The sequence below is a fragment of the Acidimicrobiales bacterium genome (genome assembly GCA_035316325.1).
In the GTDB taxonomy this organism is placed as follows: Bacteria; Actinomycetota; Acidimicrobiia; order Acidimicrobiales; family VFJN01; genus DASXTK01.
This window is the reverse complement of sequence record DATHJB010000096.1, coordinates 1-26,709: the sequence shown is the minus strand read 5'-3', so window position 1 is coordinate 26,709 and position 26,709 is coordinate 1. Positions and strand designations below refer to the sequence as shown.

The 26,709-nt window shown below is 75.1% G+C and carries 7 protein-coding genes; 5 read left to right on the top strand and 2 right to left on the bottom strand.

The window, feature by feature from the left end:
* Both VK611_13570 and VK611_13565 read left to right on the top strand, forming a co-directional pair.
* Nucleotides 1-2,089 (top strand): SDR family NAD(P)-dependent oxidoreductase (locus VK611_13570; protein ID HMG42361.1); only part of this gene is annotated, 2,089 nt, incomplete at its 5' end.
* On the top strand, nt 2,089-14,826 hold the full coding sequence (locus VK611_13565) for an SDR family NAD(P)-dependent oxidoreductase (GenBank protein HMG42360.1): 12,738 nt from the start codon (nt 2,089-2,091) through the stop codon (nt 14,824-14,826). The genes VK611_13570 and VK611_13565, both read left to right, overlap by 1 nt.
* Nucleotides 14,827-14,915: 89 nt before the next feature.
* Here VK611_13565 and VK611_13560 read toward each other — a convergent pair whose 3' ends face one another.
* Complete coding sequence (locus tag VK611_13560; GenBank protein HMG42359.1) at nt 14,916-17,240, bottom strand: nitrate- and nitrite sensing domain-containing protein; 2,325 nt, start codon at nt 17,238-17,240, stop codon at nt 14,916-14,918.
* 422 nt (nt 17,241-17,662) lie between these two features.
* Here VK611_13560 and VK611_13555 point away from each other — a divergent pair, with 422 nt between their 5' ends.
* Complete coding sequence (locus VK611_13555; protein ID HMG42358.1) at nt 17,663-24,091, top strand: type I polyketide synthase; 6,429 nt, start codon at nt 17,663-17,665, stop codon at nt 24,089-24,091.
* On the opposite strand, the gene VK611_13550 is transcribed toward VK611_13555, so the two are convergent.
* Nucleotides 24,088-24,729 carry a 4'-phosphopantetheinyl transferase superfamily protein gene (locus VK611_13550; protein ID HMG42357.1) on the bottom strand — a complete coding sequence of 214 codons (642 nt, stop codon included), beginning with the start codon at nt 24,727-24,729 and terminating at the stop codon, nt 24,088-24,090. The two genes, VK611_13555 and VK611_13550, sit on opposite strands and share 4 nt — an antisense overlap.
* A 17-nt stretch (nt 24,730-24,746) precedes the next feature.
* On the opposite strand from VK611_13550, the gene VK611_13545 reads away from it, so the two are divergent.
* A complete protein-coding gene (locus VK611_13545) occupies nt 24,747-25,493 on the top strand; it encodes an alpha/beta fold hydrolase (GenBank protein HMG42356.1) in 747 nt (248 codons plus the stop codon).
* Between the two features lie 11 nt (nt 25,494-25,504).
* Nucleotides 25,505-26,386 (top strand): endonuclease/exonuclease/phosphatase family protein, encoded by an 882-nt coding sequence (locus VK611_13540; protein ID HMG42355.1) that lies wholly within the window; start codon nt 25,505-25,507, stop codon nt 26,384-26,386.
* Nucleotides 26,387-26,709: the final 323 nt, after the last annotated feature.

The window sequence follows — 26,709 nt, the reverse complement described above, 5'->3', positions numbered from 1 at the left end:
GCGGGACGACCTCCTCGCCGCCCTCGACGGCATCGAGCCCCAGCCGCCCCGGGTGCGCTTCGCTTCGACGGTCACCGGCGACGCCGCCCTCGGCCCCGACTACTGGTACCGCAACCTGCGGGAGACCGGCCGCTTCCACGCGGCGGTGGCGGCGCTGGCGGCCGACGGCCACGACCTGTTCGTGGAGGTCAGCCCCCACCCGATGCTGCTCCCGCCGCTGCAGGACACGCTCGACGAGGTCGGCCCGGCCAAGTCCGCCGTCGGCACCCTCCGCCGCGACGACGGCGGCCCGTCACGCCTCGCGATCGCTCTGGCCGACGCCTGGGTGCACGGCGCCCCGGTCGAATGGCGCCGGCTGCTGAGCCCGGGTCGGCGGGTCGACCTCCCCACCTACCCCTTCCAGCACCACCGCTACTGGCCGACCGTGGCCCCCAGCGCCGAGCCGTCGCTGCTGGTCACCGAATGGGAGCCCTTGGAGCTGGCCGATGCCGCCTTGGATGTGGTCGTTCGTCGCGTCGACGTGCCGGACGGCGACGACGTCCCCGCCCGGGCACTGGCCGCTGCCCGCCAGGCGCAGGGGTGGCTGACCGACGAGTCGCTCGGCGACGCCCAGCTGGTGATCGCCACCGGCGACGACCTCGCCTCCGCCGCGGTCCACGGCCTGGTCCGCTCCGCCCAACGGGAGCACCCCGGCCGCTTCGTCCTGGCGACCGTCGACGACGATCCCGCCTCCTGGGCGGCGCTCCCGGGAGCGGCCGCCACCGGCGAGCCCGAGGTGATGGTGCGGAAGGGACAGGCTGTCGCCCGCCGCCTCGTCCGCGCTGCCGAGGCTCCCGTGGCGAGTCCGTTCGACCCCGACGGGACGGTGCTCGTCACCGGGGGGACCGGGACGCTGGGCCGCCTCGTCGCCCGGCACCTGGTGGCCGCGCAGGGCGTCCGGTCCCTGGTGTTGGTGAGCCGCCGGGGCATCGCCGGGGATCTCGTGGAGGACCTGGAGGCAAAGGGAGCCCAGGTGACCGTCGCCGCCTGCGACGTCGCCGACCGGGCGGCGTTGGGCCGCCTGCTGGCGGCGCACCCCGTGCGGGCCGTCGTCCACCTGGCCGGCGCCCTGGACGACGGCGTCGTGGCGTCGCTCACCCCGGAGAAGTGGGACACGGTGTGGGCGCCCAAGGCCGCCGGGACGTGGAACCTGCACGAGCTTGCCGGCGACCTCGACGCCTTCGTCGTGTTCTCCTCGACCTCCGGGGTGGTGGGGGCGGCGGGCCAGGCCAACTACGCGGCCGCCAGCGCCTTCGCCGACGCCGTGGTCGGGCAGCGCCGAGCCGGGACGTCGATCCAGTGGGGCCTGTGGGACGAGGCCAGCGGGCTCACCGGCGGCGTCGACGACACCGCCCGGTCCCGCCTCCGCCGCACCGGTGTCGCCCCCCTCGCGACCGACGCCGCGCTGGCACTGTTCGACGCCGCCCTCGGCCACGGGCCGGTCGTGGCGGCACTGGCGGTCGACCTGCGGGACGTGGCCGGCGAGCCGTTGTGGAGCCGGCTGGTCGAGCGGCCCACGCCGGCGCCCCCGGGGCCGACGCTCGTCCCCCGGCTGGAGGCGATGGGCGACGGGGAGCGCCGCCGGGCGCTGGCCGACGTGGTCCGCAGCGAGGCGGCCGCGGTGCTGGGTCACCCGGGACCCGATGCCGTCGAGGTCGGGCGGGCGTTCAAGGACATGGGCTTCGACTCGCTCACCGCCGTCGAGCTGCGCAACCGCCTCGGTGCCCTCACCGGGCTACGGCTCCCCACCACCCTGGTGTTCGACCACCCCACGATCGACGTGCTGGCCGCCGCCCTCGACGCCCGGCTGTTCCCGCCGCCGCCGTCGCCCGCCGCCGAGGCCCGCACACTGGTCGCCCGGCTGGAGGCCGTGCTGGCGTCGCTGCCGCCCGACGACCCGGCCGCCGCCGAGCTGGCCGGCGCCCTGCGGCGGACGGTGGCCCGGCTCGCCCCGCCCGGCCGACCCGGGATCGACGGCGAGCTCGCCTCCGCCGACGCCCAGGAGGTGCTCGACTTCATCGACCGGGAGTTCGGTGAGGCGGTGAGCTGATGTCCGACGGTGACGATCGCCTCCTCACCTATCTCAAGCGGGTCACCGCCGACCTGCACCGCACCCGGGCCCGGCTCAACGAACCGCTGGCCATCGTCGGGATGGCGTGCCGTTTCCCGGGTGGCGTGGTGTCGCCCGACGACCTGTGGGCCGTGGTCGCCGAGGGTCGCGACGTGGTGTCCGACGCGCCCACCGACCGGGGCTGGCCGTCGTCGTCGGAGGGGCCGGCCGGGCGGCTGCGGGGCGGCTTCCTCGACGACGTCGCCGGGTTCGACGCCGCCCTCTTCGGGGTGTCGCCCCGGGAGGCGCTGGCGATGGACCCCCAGCAGCGCCTGTTCCTGGAGGTGTCGTGGGAGGCGCTGGAGCGGGCGGGTGTCGACCCGGGCTCGCTGCGGGGCTCCGATACCGGGGTGTTCGCCGGCCTGGCGGGCAACGACTACCGCCTGCTGCCCCGGGACGGTCCGGTCGACGGCCTGGGCCTGACGGGCGGGCTGGCCAGCGTGGTGTCGGGGCGGGTGGCGTACGCCCTGGGCCTGGAGGGGCCGGCGGTCACGGTCGATACGGCGTGCTCGTCGTCGCTGGTGGCGTTGCACCTGGCGGGACAGGCGCTGCGGTCGGGTGAATGCTCGCTGGCGCTGGCGGGCGGGGTCACGGTGATGGCGACGCCCACGCTGTTCCACGAGTTCGCCGCCTCCGGCGGGCTGTCGTCGGACGGTCGCTGCCGGGCGTTCGGGGCGGGGGCCGACGGGACGGGCTGGTCGGAGGGCGTCGGTGTGCTGGTGCTGGAGCGCCTGTCGGAGGCGCAGCGGCACGGGCGCCGGGTGTGGGGCGTGGTGGCGGGCTCGGCGGTGAACCAGGACGGTGCGTCGAACGGTTTGACGGCCCCCAGCCGTGCCGCCCAGGAGCGGGTGATCCGCCAGGCACTCGCCCACGCCGGCCTGTCGCCGGTCGAGGTCGGCGCCGTGGAGGCCCACGGCACGGGCACGACGCTGGGCGATCCGATCGAGGCGGCGGCGCTGCTGGCGACCTACGGCCAGGACCGGGAATCGCCCCTGTGGCTGGGGTCGCTCAAGTCGAACCTCGGGCACACCCAGGCGGCGGCGGGTGTCGCCGGGGTGATGAAGATGGTGCTGGCGATGCAGCACGGCGTCCTGCCCCGGACGCTGCACGCCGAGGAGCCGTCGCCGCACGTCGACTGGTCGGCGGGGTCGGTGGAGCTGCTGACCGAGAGCCGGGAGTGGCCAGGGCCTCGTCGGGCGGGCGTGTCGGCGTTCGGGATCTCCGGCACCAACGCCCACGTGATCCTGGCGGAGCCCCCCGATCACGACGTGCCGGAGGCCACGGTGTCGGAGGGGCCTCTGCCGCTGGTGGTGTCGGCGGCGTCGCCGGAGGCGCTGGCGGTCCAGCTCGACCGCCTCGACCCAGTGCCACAGCCCGACGTCGCCTGGTCACTGGCCACGACCCGGGCCGCGCTGGAGCACCGGGCCGTCGTCCTCGACGGGACCGTCGTGCGGGGTCGGGTGCGTCCGGGTGGGGTGGGGTTCGTGTTCGCGGGGCAGGGGACCCAGCGCCCGGGGATGGGAGCCGAGCTGTACGAGCGGTTCCCGGTCTACGCCGAAGCCTTCGACGAGGCGCTCGACCCCGCGCTGCGGGACCGCGTGCTGGGTGGCGATCCGCTGGACGACACGCTCTACGCCCAGACCGGCATCTTCGCTTTCGAGGTAGCACTCGCCCGGTTGCTGGCGAGCCTCGGCGTCGAACCCGAGGTGGTCGTCGGCCATTCGATCGGGGAGCTGGCCGCGGCGCAGGTCGCCGGAGTCATGTCCCTCGACGACGCCCGCCGGCTCGTCACTGCCCGGGCCCGGTTGATGTCGGCTCTCCCCGCCGGTGGGGCGATGGTCGCCCTGCGGATGACCGAGGCCGAGGCCGCCGAGCTGATCGCCGGGCACCCGGACGTGGCCATCGCCGCGGTCAACGCCCCCGACAGCGTGGTCGTCTCCGGGAACGCGGCCACGGTCGAGGGGTGGGGCAAGCGGTTGCGGGTGAGCCACGCCTTCCACTCACCGCTCGTCGAGCCCATGCTCGACGACTTCCGCCAGGTGGCGGCCACCATCACCTACGACCGTCCGCAGCTGCCGTGGGTGTCGACGCTCACCGGTCAGCCGGTCACCGAGGCGATCACCGCCGACCACTGGGTCGACCAGGCCCGGCGGACCGTCCGCTTCTACGACGCCATCGCCGACCTCGACCTGCCGCTCGAGATCGGGCCGGGCGTCGACCTCCTCACCACCCTCACCCGGGCCTGGGTCCACGGCGCGCCCGTCGACTGGACCGCGGTCCTCCCGCCGGGCCGCACCGTCGACCTCCCCACCTACCCCTTCCAGCACCAGCGCTACTGGCCCACCGACGCCCCGCTGCCGCCACCCCCGGTCGATCCCGCCGGCGAACGCAGCCCGGTGGAGCTGGTGCAGGCGGAGGCGGCGGCGATCCTCGGCTACGCCACCCCGGCCGATGTCGACCCCGAGCGGGCCTTCAAGGACCTGGGGTTCGACTCGGTGAGCGCCGTCGAGCTGCGCAACCGCCTGAACGTCGCCACCGGGCTGCGGCTGCCGGCGGCCCTGGTGTTCGACCACCCGACCCCTGCCGCCCTGGCCGACCACCTCGCTGTGGCACTCCGGGGCGACCCGGCGGCCGCGGTGTCGATCGACGCGGCGCCCGCCCCCGCCGCCACCGACGAGCCCCTCGCCATCGTGGGCATGGCCTGCCGCTTCCCCGGCGGCGTCACCTCACCCGAGGGCCTGTGGGACCTGGTGACCGACGGCCGGGACGTCATCGCCGGGCTCCCGACCGACCGGGGCTGGGACGCCTCGCTGCCGTTCTTCGGTGGCTTCCTCGACGACGCCGCCGGGTTCGACGAGACGCTCTTCGGCATCTCGCCCCGGGAGGCGCTGGCCATGGACCCCCAGCAACGCCTCCTCCTGGAGGTGTCGTGGGAGGCGCTGGAGCGGTCGGGCCTCGACCCCCGCTCCCTGCGGGGCAGCGACACCGGGGTGTTCGTGGGGCTGGTGTCGCCGCCGGGCGACTACGGCACGCTGCTCGCCGACGCCGCCGAGAACGTGGAGGGCTCGGTGATGGCGGGCGTGACCGCCAGCGTGGCGTCGGGGCGGGTGGCGTACGTGCTGGGCCTGGAGGGGCCGGCGGTCACGGTGGACACGGCGTGCTCGTCGTCGCTGGTGGCGTTGCACCTGGCCAGTCAGGCGCTGCGGTCGGGGGAGTGCGGGTTGGCGCTGGCGGGCGGGGTCACGGTGATGGCGACCCCGGCGGCGTTCGGGGAGTTCGCCTCCCTGGGCGGCCTGGCGGCGGACGGTCGCTGCAAGGCGTTCGGCGCCGGGGCCGACGGGACGGGCTGGTCGGAGGGCGTGGGCGTGCTGGTGCTGGAGCGCCTGTCGGACGCCCGCCGGGCCGGGCACCGGGTGTGGGGTCTCGTCGCCGGCTCGGCGGTGAACCAGGACGGGGCGTCGAACGGCCTGACGGCCCCGAACGGCCTGGCCCAGCAGCGGGTGATCCGCCGGGCGCTGGCGTCGGCGGGTCTGTCACCGGGCGACGTCGACGCCGTCGAGGCCCACGGCACCGGCACGGTGTTGGGTGACCCGATCGAGGCGGGGGCGCTGCTGGCGACCTACGGCCCCAACCGGGAGTCGCCGCTGTGGTTGGGGTCGCTGAAGTCGAACCTCGGGCACACGCAGGCCGCCGCGGGGGTGGCGGGCGTGGTGAAGATGGTGCTGGCGCTGCAGCACGGCGTGCTGCCCCGCACGTTGCACGCCGACGAGCCGTCGCCCCACGTGGACTGGTCGTCGGGCCGGGTCGAGCTGCTGACCGAGTCCCGGGAGTGGCCCGCCACCGACCGTCCCCGCCGGGCGGCCGTGTCGTCGTTCGGGATGAGCGGCACCAACGCCCACGTCATCCTGGAGGCGGCGCCCGAGGTACCGGAGCCGAGCCCGAGCCGCCCGGCCGGCGGCGACGATGGCGGGGCGCCGCTGGTGGTGTCGGCGGCGTCGCCGGAGGCGCTGGCCGCCCAGGTCGAGCGCCTGGCCGACGTGGTCGCCACCCACCCCCGGGCCGACGTCGCCTGGTCGTTGGCCACCACACGGCCGGCGCTGGAGCACCGCCGGGTCCTCCTCGGCGACGAGGTGCGGCAGGGGCGGGCGACGACCGGGGGCGCGGTCCTGGTGTTCCCGGGCCAGGGCGCCCAGTGGGTCGGGATGGCCGCGGGGTTGATGGAGTTCCCGGCGTTCCGGGAGGCCATGGCGGCGTGCGAGGCGGCGTTGGCCCTTTACGTCGACTGGTCGTTGACCGAGGTGGCGTGCGGCGACGACGACGGGTGGCTGTCGCGGGTCGACGTGGTGCAGCCGGCGCTCTTCGGGGTGATGGTGTCGTTGGCGGCGCTGTGGGAGTCGTTCGGCGTGGCGCCCGCGGCGGTGGTGGGCCACTCGCAGGGGGAGATCGCCGCCGCCCAGGTGGCCGGGCTGCTGTCGCTCGACGACGCCGCCCGCATCGTGGCCCGCCGCTCCCAGCTCGTCGCCCGGCTCTCGGGGCGGGGCGCGATGGCGTCCGTGCTGGCCGACGAGCGGCGCGTGACGGAGCTGGTGCGCCGCCGGCCGGGCCGCCTCGGGGTGGCGGCGGTGAACGGCCCCACGGCGGTCACGGTGTCGGGCGACCCCGAGGCCGTCGACGAGCTGGTGGCCCGGTGCGAGGCCGAGGGCGTGCGGGCGTCGCGGATCGCGGTCGACTACGCCGCCCACTCGCCCCAGGTCGACGCCCTGTACGACGACCTGCTCGCCGCGCTCGACGGCATCGCCCCGGCGCCGCGACCCCGGGTGCCGCTGTGGTCGACGGTGACCGGCGGCCCGGTCGGCCCCGACGACCTCGACCCCGCCTACTGGTTCCGCAACCTGCGGGAGACCGTCCGCTTCGAGGGCACCGTGCGGGCGCTGGCGGCCGCGTCGGGGCACGGGCTGTTCGTCGAGGTCAGCCCCCATCCGGTGCTGGTGCCGGCGTTGCTCGACACCCTCGAGGGCTCCGGGCGCGCCACCACCGCCGTCGGCACGCTGCGACGGGGCGACGGCGGGCCGGAGCGCCTGACCGCGGCCCTGGCCGACGCCTGGGTGCACGGCGCCCCCGTCGACTGGCGGCGGCTCCTGGGGTCGGGGCAGTCGGTCGACCTCCCCACCTACTCCTTCCGGCACCTGCGCTACTGGCCGACGCCCCGGGTGCTCGACGACGGCGTGGCGCTGGCCGGCTCCGATGCCGTGGTGTTCACCGGGCGGCTGGCCCTGGCGTCGCAGCCCTGGCTGGCCGACCACGTGCTGGCGGGCGAGGTGGTGGTGCCGGGCGCGGCGATCGTGGAGCTGGTGCTGCTCGCCGGGTCCCGTCTGGGTGCGGAGCGCCTCGACGAGCTGGTGATCGAGGCCCCGCTGGTGTTGCCCCCGTCGGGCGCCGTGGAGCTCCAGGTGGAGGTCGGGCCGGACCGGTCGGTCACGCTCCACGCCCGGGAGTCGGCGACCGATCCGTGGACCCGCCACGCGACGGGGACGCTCACCCTCACCACCACCCGAATCCTCGACACAGATGGCGCCCTGGCGACCGTTCCTGTCGAGGTTTCGTCGGAAGCGGTGCCCGTCGACGTCGACGGCCTGTACGACGACCTCGCCGCCGCGGGCCTGGCGTACGGCTCGACGTTCCGGGGCCTCCGGGCCGCCTGGCGCGACGGCGACGTCCTCTACGCCGACGTCGCCCTGCCCGACGACGCCCACGCCGGTGGGTTCGGGCTGCACCCGGCGCTGTTCGACGCGGCGCTGCACGCCCTGGCGCTGGAGAACCGGGACGTCCGCCTGCCATTCGTGTGGTCCGGCGTGACGCTCCCGTCGCCGGGCGCCCGCCGCCTGTGGGTGCGGCTGGCGCCGACCGGGACGGGCGTCGCGCTGCATGCCGTCGACGACACGGGCCGGCTGGTCGCGTCGGTCGACTCGCTGGTCCTGCGCGAGCCGCCCACGACCGATCGTGGGGGCGGCGACCTCTTCTCGATCACCTGGGAGCCGGTCGTATCCGAGGCCGCGCCGCCGGCGTCCGATGTGGTCGTCCACGAGGTTCCGGCGTCCGACCCGGGCGAGGACGTGGTCACCGCCGTGCGCCGGGTCACGGCCGAGGTGCTGGCCCAGGCGCAGGAGTGGCTCGCCGAGGACCGTGCGGCCGACGCCCGACTGGCGGTCGTCACCCGCGGCGCCGACCTGGTGCAGGCGCCGGTGTGGGGCCTGGTCCGCTCGGCGGAGACCGAGAACCCCGGCCGCTTCCTCCTGGTCGACCTGGGCCCCGACGACGACGTCGACACGGCTGTCGCCGCCGCGGCCTCGACGGGGGAGGCAGAGGTCGCCGTCCGGGGCGACCGCCTGTGGGCCCGGCGGCTGGGCCCCGCCGACCCGCCCCGCGTGCCGGCAGGGGAGTGGCGGCTCCGCACGGCCACACCAGGAGTGCTCGACGACCTCACGCCCGGGGCGGATGCCGAGGAGCTCCGGCCGCTCCGGCCCCACGAGGTGCGGGTCGCCGTCCGGGCCGCGGGCCTCAACTTCCGCGACGTGCTGGTGGCGCTGGGGGTCGTGCCGCCCGACGACGACGGCGACGACCGGCTGGGCGGCGAGGGCGCCGGCGTGGTGGCCGAGATGGGGGCGGCCGTTCCCGGCCTGGCCGTCGGCGACCGGGTGATGGGGTTGCTGCCCGGGGCGATGGCGTCGTCGGCCGTGACCGACCACCGGATGGTGGCGCCGATCCCCGAGGGCTGGTCGTACGCCCGGGCTGCGGCGGTGCCGGCGGCGTTCCTCACCGCCTACCGGGCGCTGGTCGACGTGGCCGGCGTGCAGCCGGGCGAGTCGGTGCTGGTCCACTCGGCCGCGGGCGGCGTCGGCATGGCATCCGTGCAGCTGGCCCGCCACCTCGGCGCCGAGGTGTTCGCCACGGCCAGCCCCGCCAAGCACCCGACCCTCCACGACATGGGGATCGACCCCGACCACGTCGGCTCCTCCCGCGACCTGACGTTCGCCGAGCGGTTCGGCCCGGTCGACGTGGTGCTCAACAGCCTGGCCGGCGACTTCGTCGACGCGTCGCTGGGCCTGCTCGCCCCCGGCGGCCGCTTCGTCGAGCTGGGCAAGACGGACATCCGCCCACTCGACCCGGCCACCTACCGGCCGTTCGACCTCGTGGAGGCCGGTCCCGACCGGATCGCCGAGCTGCTGGCCGAGGTGCTGCGCCTGTTCGAGCGGGGCGTCCTCACCCACCTACCGCTCGCCACCTGGGACGTGGGCCGGGCGCACGAGGCCTTCCGGCACATGAGCCAGGCCCGCCACGTCGGCAAGCTCGTGCTGACGGTCCCCTCACCCGGCCTCGACGTCGGCCCCTCGGGGACGGTCCTGGTCACCGGCGGCACCGGCGGGCTGGGACGCCACGTGGCCCGGCACCTCGCCGCCGCACACGGCGTCCGCCACCTGCTGCTGGTGAGCCGCTCGGGCCACGCCCCCGACGTTCTCATCCAGGAGCTCGCCGAGCTGGGCGCCGAGGCCACCGTCGCCGCCTGCGACGTGGCCGACCGGGCCGCCGTGGCCGCGCTGCTGGCCGCCGTCCCCGCCGACCGGCCGCTGCGGGCGGTGGTCCACGCCGCCGGCGTCCTCGACGACGGGGTGGTCCCGTCGCTCGACCCCGACCGCCTCGACGCCGTGATGTCCCCCAAGGTGGCGGGCGCCTGGCACCTCCACGAGCTGACCGCCGAGATGGGCCTCGACCTGTCGGCCTTCGTGTTGTTCTCGTCGGCGGCCGGCGCCATCGGGTCGGCGGGCCAGGCCAACTACGCCGCCGCCAACAACTTCCTCGACGCGCTGGCGGCGCACCGGCGGGCGTCGGGCCGGCCGGCCGTGTCGCTGGCCTGGGGGTTCTGGGCCGAGGCGAGCGGCATGACCGGCCACCTCGGCGACGTCGACCTCGCCCGACTGCGCCGCTCCGGGTTCGTCGGTCTGGCGACCGACGACGGCCTCCGCCTGCTCGACTCGGCCATCGGCCACGGCGACGCCACCCTGGTCCCCGCCCACCTGTCGCTCCCGGTGCTGCGCCGCGCCGCCCGGGCGGGCGCCGTGCCGGCGTCGTGGGGCCGGCTGGTGGGGGTGACGGCGTCACCCGCCCCGGCGTCCGACGCCGCTCCACCGGGTCTCGCCGGCCTGGACCCCGACGAGCTCGAGCGGCGGCTGCTGGGCGTGGTGCGGGCGTCGGCGGCCGCCGTGCTGGGCCACGCCGGGCCCGACGCCGTCGCTCCGGACCGGGTGTTCAAGGATCTCGGCTTCGACTCCCTCACCGCGGTCGAGCTGCGCAACCGCCTGCAGCTGGCGACCGGCCTCCGCCTCCCGGCGACCCTGGTGTTCGACCACCCGACCCCGCTGGCCCTGGCCGCCGAGCTGGCGACGACGCTGGCGGGGACGGCGGCGACGCCCGAGCCGGCGGTCGTCGTGACCCGGCCGGTCGACGAGCCCCTGGCGATCGTCGGGCTGGCGTGCCGGTTCCCGGGCGGGGTGGGGTCGCCGGAGGACCTGTGGGACCTGGTGGTGGCGGGCGGCGATGCGATCTCGGGGTTCCCGACCGACCGGGGCTGGGGGTCGAACGGCTCGCACACCCGCCAGGGCGGGTTCCTGGCCGACGCGGCGGGCTTCGACGCCGAGCTGTTCGGGGTGTCGCCCCGGGAGGCGCTGGCGATGGACCCGCAGCAGCGCCAGTTCCTGGAGGTGTGCTGGGAGGCGCTGGAGCGGGCCGGGGTCGACCCGTCGTCGCTGCGGGGGACCGACACCGGCGTGTTCGCGGGCGCGGCGGGCGCCGGCTACGACCAGCTCGTGCGGGCCGACCCGGCGATCGGCGGCGCCGACGGCTTCGGCCTCACGGGCGCCCTGGGCAGCGTCGTGTCGGGCCGGGTCGCCTACGCCCTGGGGTTGGAGGGCCCGGCGGTCACGGTCGACACGGCGTGCTCGTCGTCGCTGGTGGCGCTGCACGTGGCGGGTCAGTCGCTGCGGGCGGGGGAGTGCTCGCTGGCGTTGGCAGGTGGCGTGACGGTGCTGGCGACGCCGGGGTTGTTCGCCGAGTTCGCGGCCCAGGGCGGGTTGGCCGAGGACGGTCGGTGCAAGGCGTTCGGCGCCGGGGCCGACGGGACGGGCTGGTCGGAGGGCGTGGGCGTGGTCGTGTTGGAGCGCCTGTCGGACGCCCAGCGGAAGGGCCACCGGGTGTGGGGCGTGGTGGCCGGTTCGGCGGTGAACCAGGACGGCGCCTCCAACGGCCTGACCGCTCCCAACGGTGGGGCGCAGCAACGGGTCATTCGCCGGGCCCTGGCGGCGGCCGGGCTGTCACCGAGCGACGTCGGTGCCGTCGAGGCCCACGGCACCGGCACGACGCTGGGCGATCCGATCGAGGCGGCGGCGTTGCTGGCGACCTACGGCCAGGATCGCGAGTCGCCGCTCTGGTTGGGGTCGGTGAAGTCGAACATCGGCCACACCCAGGCCGCCGCGGGTGTCGCCGGGGTCGTCAAGATGGTGATGGCCCTGCACCACGGCGTCCTGCCCCCGACGCTGCACGCCGACGAGCCCTCGCCGCACGTCGACTGGTCGTCGGGGTCGGTGGCGCTGCTCACCGAGGCCCGGGAGTGGTCCGGTCCCCGCCGGGCCGGCGTCTCGTCGTTCGGCATCAGCGGCACCAACGCCCACGTCATCCTGGAGCAGCCTCCCGAGCCGCCGCCGGTCACCGCCACCGAGGCGACGGGACCCCTGCCGCTCGTGGTGTCGGCGGCGACGGAGGATGCCCTCGCGGTGCAGCTCGACCGCATCGATCCCGTGCCGCAGCCCGACGTCGCCTGGTCGTTGGCGACGACCCGGGCCGCGCTGGAGCACCGGGCGGTCGTGATCGACGACGAGGTGGTGCGGGGGCGGGTGCGTCCGGGTGGGGTCGGGTTCGTCTTCGCCGGGCAGGGAACCCAGCACCCAGGGATGGGAGCCGAGCTCTACGCTCTGTTCCCGGTCTACGCCGAGGCGTTCGACGAGGCACTCGACCCGGCGCTGCGCGATCGGATCCTGGGTGGCGAACCGCTGGACGACACGCTCTACGCCCAGACGGGTCTCTTCGCTCTGGAGGTGGCCTTGGCCCGGCTGCTCGCCAGCCTGGGTGTGGAGCCGGGGGTGGTGGTCGGGCATTCGATCGGGGAGCTGGCCGCGGCGCACATTGCCGGGGTCATGTCCCTCGCCGACGCCCGCCGGCTGGTGACCGCGCGGGCCCGGCTCATGTCGGCACTTCCCGCCGGCGGGGCCATGGTCGCCCTGCGGATGACCGAAGCCGAGGCCGCCGAGCTGATCGCCGGGCACCCGGACGTGGCCATCGCCGCGGTCAACGCTCCCGACAGCGTGGTCGTCTCCGGGAACGCGGCGACGGTGGAGCAATGGGGCAAGCCGCTGCGGGTCAGCCACGCCTTCCACTCCCCGCTGATCGACCCCATCCTCGACGACTACCGCCAGGTCGCCGCCACCATCACCCACCACGCCCCGAAGCTGCCGTGGGTGTCGACGCTCACCGGCCGCCCGGTGACCGAGGCGATCACCGCCCAGCACTGGGTCGACCAGGCCCGCCACACGGTGCGCTTCCACGACGCCATCGCCGGGCTCGACTCCCTGCCGCTCGACGTCGGCCCCGGCCACGACCTGCTCCACGGCCTCGCCCGTGCCTGGACCCAGGGCGCTCCTGTCGACTGGACCGCCGTCCTCCCCCGGGGCCGCACCGTCGACCTGCCGACCTACCCGTTCCGGCACCGCCGCTACTGGCCCGCCACGGCCACCCCCGACGACCCGGCCGACTGGCGCTACCGGATCACCTGGAAGCCTCTCCCGCCGTCCGAGCCCCCGCCGCCCCTCGGCCGCTGGCTCGTCCGGACCTCCGACGCCGTCGACCCCGCGCTCGCCGACTGGTGCACCCAGGCCCTCGCAACCCACGGCGCCGAGGTCGTCCCGGCGGCCGACGGCGAGCTGGACGGGGTGCTGTCGCTGGTGGGGACCGACACCGCCGCAGCACTGGCGGCGCTGCAGGAGGAGGCGCCCGCCGCGCTGTGGTGCGTGACCCAGGGCGCCGTCGGGACGAGCGCCGACGACCCGCCCACCAGCCCCGGTGAGGCCCCGGTGTGGGGACTGGGCCGGGTGATGGGCCTGGAGCAACCGGACCGCTGGGGCGGCCTGGTCGACCTGCCGGCGCGACTCGACGCGGCCGCGGCCGAGGGCCTGGTCCGCGCCCTCACCGCCGGCGACGGCGAGGACCAGCTGGCCGTCCGGCCCGAGGGCGTGCTCGTCCGCCGCCTCGTCCGGGCCGCCGCCGACACCCGCTCCACCGGCGAGGGCTGGCGACCGAGGGGGACGACGCTCGTCACCGGCGGGACCGGTGCCCTGGGAGCGCAGGTCGCCCGCTCGTTGGCGCAGGAGGGCGCCGAGCACCTGCTGCTGCTCAGCCGCCGCGGCCCCGACGCCCCGGGCGCGGCGGAGCTCACCGCCGACCTGGAGGCCGCCGGCGCCCGGGTGACCGTGGTGGCGTGCGACGTCGCCGACCCGGAGGCCCTACGGCGGGCGCTGGAGGGCCTCCCGCTGCGCACGGTCGTCCACGCCGCGGGCTTCGGCGCCGACGCCGAGCTGGCCGCCCTCGACCCCGCCGCCCTGGACGCGGCCTCGGCCGCCAAGGCGCGAGGTGCCCGCAACCTCCACGACCTGACGCAGGACCTCGACGCCTTCGTGGTCTTCTCTTCGGGGGCAGCCGTCTGGGGCGGGTACGCCCAAGGCGCCTACGCGGCGGCCAACGCCTACGTCGACGCCCTGGTGGAGGTCCGGCGGGCGCAGGGTCTCCCGGCGACGTCGATCGCCTGGGGCCCGTGGGCCGGGAGCGGCATGGCGGCGGGCGACACCGGGGAGCAGCTGCGGCGCCGGGGCGTCCGCGAGATGGCGCCCGACCTGGCCCTCGCCGCCCTGCGCCGGGCCCTCCACGACGGCGAGGGCTGCCTCACCGTCGCCGACATCGACTGGGAGCGCTTCGCCCCCAGCTTCGCCGCCGCCCGCCGTCGCCCCCTGGTGGAGGACATCCCCGAGGTCGCCCGGGCCCTGCAGGCGACCCCCGGCACCGACGAGCCCGGCGGCACCGACCTGGCCCGCCGGCTCGCCGCCCTCTCCGACACCGAGGCCGGACCGGCGCTGCTCGACGCCGTCCGCGCCGAGGTCGCGGCCGTGCTGGGTCACACCGACGGCAGCGCCGTCGAGCCCGAGAAGGCCTTCAAGGACCTGGGGTTCGACTCGGTCACCGCCGTGGAGCTGCGCAACCGTCTGGGCGCCGTCACGGGCCTGAGGCTCTCGGCCACGCTGGTCTACGACTACCCGACGCCGGCGGCGCTGGCCGGCGAGATCGGCCGCCGGCTCGCCCCGTCGACTGCTGAGTCGGCCACGCTCACCCACCTGCTGCAGCTCGAAGCCGACGTCGACCGGCTCGACGGCGACGCCAAGGCCCAGCTCACCCGGCGGCTCCGACGCCTCCTGTCGAAGCTGGGCAGCGACACCGACGGACCCCGCCCCGTCGAGGCCGAGCTCGCCGACGCCGACGACGACGAGCTCCTCGCCTTCATAGACCGTGAGTTCGGCCGCTAGCCGTGTCGCTCAGCCGAAATTGCGTGTCTCGTGGCCCTCCAGCGACCGCCAGCCACGCAATTTCGGGTGTGGTGGACCGCTAGCCCGGTCTAGCTCGCGGTGTCGGAGTCCTTGTCCAGCGACAGGGGCTGCGTGGGCGGCGGGACCGGCAGCTTGCTGGCGGCCAGCGGGCGCTTCCGCTTCGTGCGGCCCTTCCGCTCCGGCGACCGCGGCAGGTCGATGGGCGCGTCCTCGTCGTCGTAGTCGTCGTGGTCCTCGGCGGCGGGGCCGGCGGCCAGCTCCGGCTCCACCGGCATCTCCGCCGTCGACACCTCGGAGGGATCGGCGGCCGGCGTCGGCACCACCACGGGCGGCGGCGCCGGCAACACCACGACGTCGTCCTCGTCGGGCTCCATCTCCTCCGGCAGCAGCGGCGGCAGCGGGGCCAGGGCCGGCAGGGGCTCCAGCGGCAGCGCCGGCGGCAGCGGCATGACCGGCTCCTCCGGCGACGACGCCATCGGCGGCTGCGACGGGAGGGCCGGCAGCGGTGGCAGCTGCGTCACGCTCTGGTCGAACGCCTCGTTCGCGAGCAGGCGGGCGGGGATCCCCACGGAGGCGGTGACGCCCTCGCCCGAGTTCGGCTGCAGCCGGGCGATGATGCCGTGCCGGGCCGCCAGCTTCCCGGCGATGTAGTGGCCCATCGACTTCGACGGCGCCAGGTTGGCCGCCCCGCCGTTGGCGAGCCGGTGGTTGGCCTGGTCGAGGTGCTCGTGCGTCATGCCGACGCCGGAGTCGCGCACGGTCAGGTTGTAGTACTCGCCCGAGGGGTCGTAGCGCCCGTTGATCTCCACGATGTCGCCGGGCGGCGAGAAGACCAGGGCGTTCTCGACCAGCTCGGCGAGCAGGTGCGACAGCTCGACGGTCGCCGAGCCCACCACGGTGGCGGGCTCGATCGACTGCACCCGCACCCGCTTGTACTCGGCGGCCTCGCCGAGGGCGGCCCGGATGATCTCGCCGACGGGCGTGGGCCCGACCCACTTGCGGGGCGGGTCGACGCCGGCGAGCACGAGCAGCAGCTCGGCGTTGCGCCGCATCCGCACGGCCAGGTGGTCGAGGTAGAAGAGGTCGGCGAGCGTGTCGGGGTCCTGCTCGTTGCGCTCGAGGTCGGTGATGAACGTGAGCTGGCGGGCCAGCAGGCTCTGGTTGCGCTGCCCCAGCGTGACCAGGCTGTCGGTGATGTGGCGCCGCAGCATGGCCTCCTCGACGGCCAGGTCGAGGGCGGACTGCTGCATGGTGTTGAAGGCGCCGGCGACGTCGCCGACCTCGTCGCCGCTGGTGACCGGGATGGGCGCCAGGTGGGGCCAGTCGACGTCCTCGCCGAGCGGCGTGGCCAGGATGTTCTCCACGGTGGCGGGCAGCCGCTGGGTGGCGGTGTCGATGATGTGGCCGGTCAGCGCCTTCAGCGGGCGGATGATCGAGCGGGAGACCAGGAACGTGATGACGAACGTGATCACCAGGCCGATCGACCCCGCGATGGCGTTGGTGCGCAGCCGTTCGTCGGCGGCCGACATGCGCTCGGCGGCGTTGGCGTCGACGATCTCGACGACCCGCGCCCGGAAGAAGTCGTGGATGTAGTCGCCGCTGGGGAGGTCGTAGACGAACCCGCCCTTGTAGGAGGCGACCTCGAACAGCTTGTCGGGGGCGAGCGTGTCGGTCTCGATGGTCTGCCGGGCCAGCTCGGCCAGGTCGGCGGTCTCCAGCGCCTCGACCAGGAGGCTCCCGGCCTGCGCGTATTGACCGGTGGCGAGCTCACCTATAGCGCCATCGCGGTTCTCGTAGGCACCTAACGCTCTGATTATCGACACCGTCTGTTCACGGTTGGCCAGGGAACCTTCATTGAGACTTACGGGGATGAGCGCGTTCACCAGCACGGCCCGAGCGTCCTTCTGGCGAGTGGCCAGCTCGCTCAGCTTGGCGCCCTGCCAGAACTCGGCATCGTTGACGCTCTCGACCGCATCCGCGTTGGCGTCGATGAGGCCTCTGATGTAATTGCCATAACGATCGAACGCGGTGGGACCGTCGACGGTGCCGGCGTCGACCTCGCTGCGCAGCGCCGTCAGCCCCGCGCCCAGGCCGTCGACGGCCGCGGCGTAGGTGGCCCGCGCCTCGTCGTTGCCGCGGACGAGATCCTCGAGCGCCGCGAGCTCCTCGTCGGACGCCCGCCGGGCTTGGCTCAGATCGCCGACGCGGAGCTTCAGGTCGTTCTGGAGTCCGGCGCCTTCGAGCATCGTGAGCGTGCGCTCGTCGATGAGGCTCGTGCTGAGGCTGGTGGGCCCGACCGCCGTCTTGACGATGCTGGCCTGGTCACGGATCCGATTCGCGTTGACCTGGGCCCGGAGCACGGCGGCCGAGGCGATCACGAGGTAACCCAGCACTGGGACGGCCAAGACCGCCAGGAGCTTCACATTGATTGGGACGCGCCAGCCCGCCGGTCTCACAGCCACCTCCCCTTCGCCCTACCGGGCAGCTCGCTTTCGCTGGTGTCGAACCCCTACCCGAACCCTCTCTGCCTCTCGGCTCCCCTGCGCGGCACCTCTACCGTGCGTAGTCATTCGTACACGATTGGAAACTTTTGGTCAAGAGCCTCAGAGCCCCTGTTCAGGGCCGCTTTATACCCAACGATTACATGTCAATTGAAACAAGACCGCCGTTGCCGACCTGGGACATTCCTGTTAAACCTCCTCATCAAGGCCTATTTGCAACCGGAGCGGGTCGGTGCATATTTGCAATATGTGTTGGTGCACGAGATGGGGTGATGACGAAGGGCCTTGAAGGGCCATAACCCTGAGGAGGGCGGATGGCGACCGACGACCAACTTCGTAGCTATCTGAAGCGGGTGACAGCTGACTTGCACCATGCGCAGGAGCGGCTGCGTGCGTTGGAGGACGCGCCGGAGCCCGAGCCGATCGCCATCGTGGGCATGGCCTGTCGCTATCCCGGCGGCGTCGTCTCCCCCGAGGGCCTGTGGGACCTGGTGGCCCGCCAGGGCGACGCCACCACCGACGCACCCCGTGACCGCGACTGGGACATCGGGTTCGGCGCCCAGCTCACCGCCATCAGGGGCGGCTTCCTCCACGACGCCGGCGACTTCGACGCCGGCCTGTTCAGCCTCTCGCCCCGCGAAGCGACGGCCACCGACCCCCAACAGCGGCTGCTGCTCGAGGTGGCGTGGGAGTCGTTGGAGCGCGCCGGGGTGGCCCCCACCTCGCTAAGGGGCTCCGACACCGGCGTGTTCGTCGGCCTCATGGGCAGCGACTACATGGGCATCGCCTCGGGTCCCACCGAGTCGATGGCCGAGGTCGGCCTGACCGGGTTCGCCGGCAGCGTGGTCTCCGGGCGCGTCGCCTACGTGCTGGGCCTCGAGGGCCCGGCGATCACCCTCGACACCGCGTGCTCGTCGTCTCTGGTGGCGCTGCACCTCGCCGGCCACGCCCTCCGGGCCGGCGACTGCCGGCTGGCGCTCGCCGGTGGCGTCACCGTGATGTCTACGCCGCTCTTCTACGCCGGCTTCCCGGCGCTGGCGTCCGACGGTCGCTGCAAGTCGTTCTCCGCCCGCGCCGACGGCGTGGCCTGGTCGGAGGGCGTCGGGATGATGGTCCTGGAGCGTCTGTCCGACGCCCGGCGCAACGGCCATCGGGTGTGGGGCGTCGTCCGGGGCACGGCCGTCAACCAGGACGGCGCCTCCAACGGCCTCACCGCACCCAACGGGCTGGCGCAGCAGCGCGTCATCCGCCAGGCGCTGGCCAACGCCGGCGTGACGCCCGACGAGGTCGACGTGGTCGAGGCCCACGGCACCGGCACCGTGCTGGGCGACCCCATCGAGGCCCAGGCCATCCTCGCCACCTACGGCCAGGGCCGGGCCGACGAGGCCGCTCCCCTGTGGCTGGGGTCGGTGAAGTCGAACATCGGTCACACGTCGGCCGCGGCGGGTGTCGCCGGGCTCATCAAGATGATCATGGCGATGCGGCACCGCCAGCTGCCCGCCACGCTGCACGTCGACGCCCCGACGCCGCACGTCGACTGGACGTCGGGCCGGGTGGAGCTGCTCACCGAGCCCCAGCGGTGGGACGCGAACGGCCACCCCCGCCGGGCCGCGGTGTCGTCGTTCGGGATCAGCGGCACCAACGCCCACGTGATCGTGGAGGAGCCGCCGGACGACGCCTCGACGTGGCGCGACGACGCCTTCCTGGCCCCCTCGGCCGAGGCCGAGCCCCGGGTGGTGCCGTTGGTGGTGTCGGCGGGGTCGCGCGAGGCGCTGGCGGCGCAGGCCCGCCGCCTCGGGGTGCACCTGCAGGAGCGGGGCAGCCTGGGCCTGGCCGACGTGGGTTGGTCGCTGGCGACGAGCCGCGCCGCGCTGGCGCACCGCGGCGTGGTGGTGGCCGCCGATCGGGCGACCGCGCAGGCGGGGCTGGCGGCGCTGGCCTCGGGGTCGCCGGCGTCGGGCGTGGTGGCGGGCCGGGTGCGGGGCGGCGGACCGGGCCGGGTCGGGTTCGTGTTCTCGGGCCAGGGCTCGCAGCGGGCCGGCATGGGCCGGGAGCTGCACGACGCGTTCCCCGTGTTCGCCGAGTGCTTCGACGACGTGTGCGCCCGCCTCGACGTCCACCTCGGGGCGCCGTTCGGCCGGCCGTCGCTGCGGGCGGTGCTGTTCGCCGACGAGGGGACGGCGGACGCGGCGCTGGTCGACGAGACCGTGTTCACGCAGGCGGGGCTGTTCGCCGTCGAGGTGGCGCTGGCCCGCCTGCTGGCGGCGTCCGGGCTGCGGCCCGACGTGGTGTCGGGCCACTCCATCGGCGAGTTGGTGGCGGCCCACGTCGCCGGAGTGCTGCCGCTCGACGACGCCTGCCGCCTGGTGGCGGCCCGGGGGCGGCTGATGCAGGCGCTGCCGACCGGTGGCGCGATGGCGGCGCTGGAGGCGTCGGAGGACGAGGCGCTCGAGCTGCTCTCGGGCCTGGAGGACCGGGTGTCGCTGGCCGCCGCCAACAGCCCCACCTCGATGGTCGTCTCGGGCGACGCCCAGGCGGTGGGTGACCTGGCCCGGCGCTGGAAGGACGCGGGCCGGCGAGCGTCGCTGCTGCGGGTGAACGTGGGCTTCCACTCGCCGCTCGTGGAGCCGATGCTGGCCGAGCTCGCCGCGGTGGCGGCCACGGTCGAGCTCCGTCCGCCGCAGCTGCCGCTGGTGTCGAACATGACCGGCGAGCTGGCCGGCGACGAGGTGTGCACGCCCGGGTACTGGGTGCGCCACGCCCGGGGTGCGGTCCGCTTCGGCGACGGCATCACCACGATGGTGCGCGAGGGCGTGGCGACGCTGTTCGAGGTCGGGCCCGACGCACCGCTGGTGGCACTGGTCCACGAGAACCTCGACGGCTCCGAGGATCTGGCCTGCGTGCCCACGCTGCGCCGGGGCCGGGAGGAGCCGGGCGCCCTGCTGACGGCGCTGGGCCAGGCATGGGCCCGGGGCGTGGCGGTCGACTGGGCGCCGCTGCTGGCCGACCTCGACCCCAAGCTGGTCGACATCCCGACGTACGCCTTCCAGCGTGAGCGCTACTGGCCGGCGGCGGCCGCGCCCACCGACGCGGCCGGGCTGGGGCAGCTGGCGCTGGACCACCCGCTGCTGGGTGCCGGCGTCGAGGTGGCCGGCACCGGGAGCATGGTGTTCACCGGGCGCCTGTCGCTGGCGGCGCACCCCTGGCTCACCGACCACGCCGTCGGCGGTGCCGTGGTGATGCCGGGCACGGCGTTGGTGGAGCTGGCGCTGCACCCGGGCGCGCAGGTCGGCTGTGGTCGGCTGGAGGAGCTGGTGGTGGAGGCGCCGCTGGTCCTGCCGTGGGACCTCGAGGGCCAGAGCGGTGCGGTCGACGTGCAGGTCGAGCTGGCTGCCCCCGACGAGGCCGGCCACCGGTCCGTGGCGATCCACGCCCGCAGCGGCCCCGACGCCCCGTGGTCCCGCCATGCCTCCGGCTCGATGTCGCCGGGCGCGGGCGACCTGGCCCCGGCGGACTCGTGGCGGCTCCCGGAGGACGCCGTCGAGGTCGACGTGTCGGAGCTCTACGAGCTGTTCGCCGGCGTCGGCCTGTCGTACGGCCCGGCGTTCCGGGGCGTCCAGGCCGCCTGGCGCTGCGGCGACGAGGCGTTCGCCGAGGTGCTGCTGCCCGGCGAGGCCGCGGTCCCCGGGAAGGGCTTCGACGTCCACCCGGCCGCCCTCGACGCCGCGCTCCACCCGCTGCTGCTCCTGGCGAAGGGGAGGGGGGAGGGCGGCGACGAGACCGGGCCGCTCCTCCCCTTCGCCTTCACCGGCGTGAGCGCCGCGCCCGAGGCCCGCACCGCGACCGGCGCCCTGTGGCGGGTGCGCCTGGCGCCGACCGCGCCCGGTGCCGACAGCGTGTCGGTGCGGGTGAGCGACGAGGACGGTCGCCCGCTGGTGACGATCGACTCGCTGGTGCTGCGGCCCGCTCCCGCCGGGCTGGCCAACGCCGGCGGCGCCGGGACCTCGCTGTTCACCGTCGAGTGGGAGCCGCTCGGCAGCGTGGGCGTGCTGTCGTCGACCGACCTCTGGTCGGTGGTCGGCGACGACGACATGGGCCTGGCGGCCGCCGGCGTCACGTCCCGGGTGCACCCCGACTTCGCCACCCTCACCGCCGCGCTCGACGCCGGCGCACCCACGCCCGACGTGGTGGCGGTGGCCTGCCCGGTCGACGTGCGCGACGTCCGGGAGGGCGTCCGGTCGGGCCTGGGGACGGTGCTCGGCTGGGTGCAGGCGTGGCTGGCCGACGAGCGGTTCTCGGCGTCGAAGCTGCTGGTGGTCACCCGGGGGGCCGTCGCCGTGGCGGCCGACGGCGGGGCCGGCGTCGACGGCGAGGCGGGCCTGGTGCAGGCACCGGTGTGGGGCCTGGTCAGCTCGGCCGAGTCCGAGAACCCCGGCCGGTTCGTGTTGGCCGACGTCGAGGTCGACGCCACCTCCGACGTGCCCGGCTCCACCCTCGTGGGTGCGGCCAGCTGCGGCGAGCCGGCGGTGGCGATCCGCCAGGGCCGGCTGTGGCGGCGGCGCCTGACCCGCAACGACCTCGACACCAACCCGGTCGCCCCGTCGGACTCCTGGCGGCTCGTCCTGCCCAACCCGGGCGTGCTCGACGGCATCGTCCTGGAGCCCTACGACCTGCTGGCCACCCGGCCGCTGGCGGGCCACGAGGTCCGGATCGCCGTCCAGGCCGTGGGCGTCAACTTCCAGGACCTGATGGTGGCGCTCGACCTGGTCGAGATGCCGCCGGACCTCACCGTCCCGCTGGGCGGGGAGGGCGCCGGTGTCGTGCTGGAGATCGGCGCCGACGTGTCCGGCGTGGCCGTGGGCGACCGGGTGATGGGCCTGTTCCCCGGGGCGATGGCGTCGACCGTGATCACCGACTACCGCTTCGTCGTGCCGATGCTCGACGGCTGGACCTACGCCCAGGCCGCCGCCGTGCCGGTGGCCTTCATGACCGCCTGGTACGGGCTGGTGGAGGTCGCCGACCTGCAGCCGGGCGAGTCGGTGCTGGTGCACGCCGCGGCCGGCGGCGTCGGTTCGGCGGCCGTGCAGATCGCCCACCACCTGGGCGCCGAGGTGTACGCCACCGCCCACCCGTCGAAGTGGGAGGCGTTGCAGGCGCTCGGTGTGGCGCCGGAGCGGATCTCCACGTCCCGTGACGTCGGGTTCGCGTCCGGGTTCGGGACGCCGCTCGACCGCCGGCTCGACGTGGTCCTCAACTCGCTGCCGGGCGACTTCGTCGACGCCTCGCTGGAGCTGCTGGCCGACGGCGGGCGGTTCGTGGAGCTCAACAAGACCGGTCTGCGTGATCCGGGCACCGTGGCGGAGGCGCACCGGGGGGTCCGCTACCGGCAGTACGACGTGTGGCGGCTGCTGCTCGACGACAACCGCACCGAGGGCGCCGCGCTGCTGGCCACCGTCATGGGCCTGTTCGCACGGGGTGAGCTGCAGCACCCGCAGCTGCGCACCTGGCAGATGACCCGGGCTGCGGAGGCGCTGCGGTTCATGAGCCAGGGCCGTCACGTCGGCAAGATCGTGCTGACCCGCCCCGGCTTCGACTCCGAGGGGACCGTGCTGATCACCGGCGGCACGGGGACCCTGGGCGGCCTCGTCGCCCGGCGACTGGTGGAGGAGCACGGGGTGCGCAGCCTGGTGCTCACCAGCCGCCGTGGGATCGCGGCGCCCGGCGCTACCGAGCTCGTGGCCGGCTTGGCAGCGTCGGGCGCTGAGGTCACCGTCGCCGTCTGCGACACCACCGACCGGGCGGCGCTGACCCGGGTGATCTCGGCGATCCCGTCGGCCCGGCCGCTGCGGACCGTGGTGCACACCGCCGGTGTGGTGGACGACGGGCTGGTGTCGCTGCTGACCCCCGAGCGGGTCGACGCGGTGATGGAGCCCAAGGCACTGGGCGCCTGGATGCTGCACGAGGTGACCCGCGACCTGGGCGTCGACCTGTCGGCGTTCGTGCTCTTCTCGTCGGCGTCGGGGGTGAGCGGCGCAGCGGGCCAGGGCAACTACGCCGCCGCCAACGTCTTCCTCGACGCGCTGGCCGAGCACCGGCGGGGCATCGGCCTACCGGGCACGTCGCTGGCGTGGGGCCAGTGGGCCAGCACCAGCGGGGCCACGGACCAGCTCGCCGACGTCGACGTCGATCGCCTGCGCCGGGTGGGGTTCATCCCCATGGCCGCCGACGAGGCCCTCGACCTGTTCGACGCCGCCATCCGCCGGGACGACACGCTGATGATGCCGATCCACATCGACCTGCCGCGGCTGCGGGCGACGGCCCGGTCGTCCCCGCTCCCGTCGCTGTGGTACCGGCTGGCCGGCAGCCCGGTCTCGCAGGTCGTCGCGGGCGGGTTGACGCGGCGCACGGGCATCGACCGGGCCGAGCTGACCCGACGGCTGGCGGCCGGGGCGTCGGACGCCGACCGGGTGCGGGTGCTGGTCGACGTGGTGCAGGCCGAGGTGGCGGCGGTGCTCGGCTACGCCCGGTCGGAGGCCGTGGAGACCGACAGCGTCTTCAAGGACCTCGGGTTCGACTCGTTGACCGCCGTCGAGCTGCGCAACCGGCTGAACATGCTCACGGGCCTGCGGCTGCCGGCCACCCTGGCGTTCGACCACCCCACGGTCACCCTCCTGAGCCAGGAGGTCGACACCCGGATGAACGTGGTGGAGCCCGCCGAGCCGGCCCCGGCGCCGGCGGCTTAGCTGTAGTTCGCCGTCGCCGTCGCCGTGGCGACGGTGAGGACGAGGCCGTCGGCGACGAGCCAGCGGCCGGCGAGGGTCGTGCCGTCGACGAGGCGGACCGACAGGGTGCCGTCGGGGTCGAGCGCGACCGTCGCCTCCTCGAACTCCAAGATCCGGCCGCCCGTCGGGTACCAGGCCTTGTAGGCCGACTCCTTGGCGCTGAACAGCAGCCGGTCCCAACGGACGTCGGGCTCACGGCCGGCGAGGCGGTGGAGGTGGGCCCGCTCGTCGTCGCTCGCCACGGTGTCGAGGACGCCGTCGGGGAGGGGGGCGTGGGGCTCGGCGTCGATGCCGAGGGCGCCGACGTCGCCGGACCGGGCCACCGCCGCGGCTCGGTAGCCGGCGCAGTGGGTGATGCTGCCGACGATGCCGTCGGGCCACAGGGGCTGACCGGCGGGGCCGGCGAGGATGGCGCCGGGCGGGAGGCCGAGTCGGGCCAGCGCCCGCCGGGCGCACAGCCGGCCGGTGGCGAACTCGCGCCGTCGCTCGGGGACGGCCCGCGCCACGATGGCGTCCTCGGCGGGGAGCAGCACGGCCTCGGGCGGGTCGTGGCGCTCCTCGGCCGACACGGCCAGTCGGGGCAGTAGTCCCTCGATCACACTTACAGTGTGCGCTGGTGGACGGGTCTGCGTGGCTGCGACGGCTGCGACCGTCGTCCGTGGCTCGGCGGCGGTTGCTGTGCTTCCCCCACTGTGGGGGCTCGGCCAGCTGGTACGCCCCGCTGGCGCGGGCGGCGGCGCTGGGCGAGGCGGTGGACGTCGTGGCGTTGCAGTACCCCGGCCGCCAGGACCGGCTGGCGGAACCGTGCCTCGACAGCATCGCCGAGCTCCGGGACGCCATCGTGGGGGAGCTCGACGGCCGGCTCGACCGCCCCTTCGCCCTGTTCGGTCACAGCATGGGGGCGGTCGTCGCCTACGAGGTGGCCCGGATCCTGGAGCACGAGCAGGGGCGGGTGCCGGCGGCGCTGTTCGTGTCGGGGCGGCGGGCGCCGTCGACCCACCGCGACGAGCGGGTGCACCGGGGCGGCGACGTCGCCCTGCTGAAGGAGGTCGGTCGGCTGGCCGGCACGCCGTCGCTGCTGCTCGACGACGAGGACGTCCACGCCATGGTGCTCCCGGCGCTGCGAGCCGACTACAAGGCGATCGAGACCTACGCCTGGCGGCCGGGGCCCGAGCCGTCGTGCCCGGTGTGGGCGCTGGTGGGCGACGCCGACCCGCTGACCACGCCCCAGGAGGCGGCGGCGTGGCGGGCGCACACGTCCGGGCCGTTCGAGCGGCGGGTGTTCCCGGGCGACCACTTCTACCTGGCCGCCGCGGCCCACCGGGCCACGATCGCGCAGCTGGTGGCGGAGGTGTGGCACTAGGTTCGCCGCCCATGCCGGATGCTCGTGCCGAGACGTTGCGGGTGGTGCAGCTCAACATGGGGTCGCTGCTGGAGCGCGACTGGGAGCGGCGGCGTCACGAGGTGCTCGCCTGGTTCGAGCGGCTCGACCCCGACGTCGTCTGCCTGCAGGAGGCCTGGGAGGACGGCACGCACCCGTGCTCGGCCGAGTGGCTGGTGGACAACGCCCCGGGTGGGCCGGGGCGCTGGCACTGGTGCTTCGGCGGGCTGCCGCTGCCGGAGCCGCTGTGGCCCGACCGCAGCCTGCGCTTCGGGTCCGCCATCCTGAGCCGCTGGCCGATCGACCACCAGGAGCTGGTCGCCCTGCCGGTCGACGTCGAGTCGCCCGACCCGCTGCGGCACTTCGAGAGCGAGCTGCTCCACGCCCGCACCGCCGGTGTCGACGTCTACTCCACCCACCTGGTGCCGGCCCCGGCCCACGCCTACCACCGGGTGCGGCAGGTGCTGGCCATCGACGAGGCCGTCGAGCGGACCCGCGACCCGGCGGCGTCGCTGCCCGTGGTGCTGTGCGGCGACTTCAACGCCGAGCCGGGGTCCGACGAGATGCGGTTCCTGATGTCGCTGGCGGTGATCGACGGCCGCAGCACCTACTACCGGGACGCCTGGGCGGCCGCGGGTCGGACGGATCCGGGCATCACCGCCGACCCCCGCACCAACCCGGTGTGCGCCGCCCTCAACGTGCCGCCGAAGCGGATCGACTACGTGCTCCTGGGCGACGCGTTCGCCCGCCGCAAGGGCGCCGGCCGGGTGCTGAGCGCCTCGATCGCCTTCGACGAGCCCCTCACCGGCATCCTCGCCAGCGACCACTGGGGCCTCGTCGTCGACCTCCGCTGGCCCGACCGCCCTTCGGGTTGAATGACGGGCTCCAAGGGGGGTTCGGCGAGTCGTTTGTGGTCGTTTTGTTGTTCTCGAGTCGTCTGTGGTCGGTCTCCGACGACGAACGACTCGACTGTGGATCGGCGGCTACAGACGACTCGGGAAGGGGTCGCCCGGCGCAGGACCATCACCCGCAAGCCCGCTGTGACCACTGACACGCCGTGGTGAGGGTGGCCGGGCCCGAACTGGCTCTACGCTTACTGGCGCAAGCTCACCGGGTGGGGGCGCCCATCCGGGGGCCAAGGTTTGACAGCTCAACAAGAACTGCGGATCGAGTACGAGTACTCCCCCCTCAACTCGTC

Excerpts from the sequence above, each read along its gene's own strand:
- VK611_13565 (HMG42360.1), top strand. The coding sequence starts at position 2,089 with ATGTCCGACGGTGACGATCGCCTCCTCACCTATCTCAAGCGGGTCACC.
- VK611_13540 (HMG42355.1), top strand. The coding sequence starts at position 25,505 with ATGCCGGATGCTCGTGCCGAGACGTTGCGGGTGGTGCAGCTCAACATG.
- VK611_13555 (HMG42358.1), top strand. The coding sequence starts at position 17,663 with ATGGCGACCGACGACCAACTTCGTAGCTATCTGAAGCGGGTGACAGCT.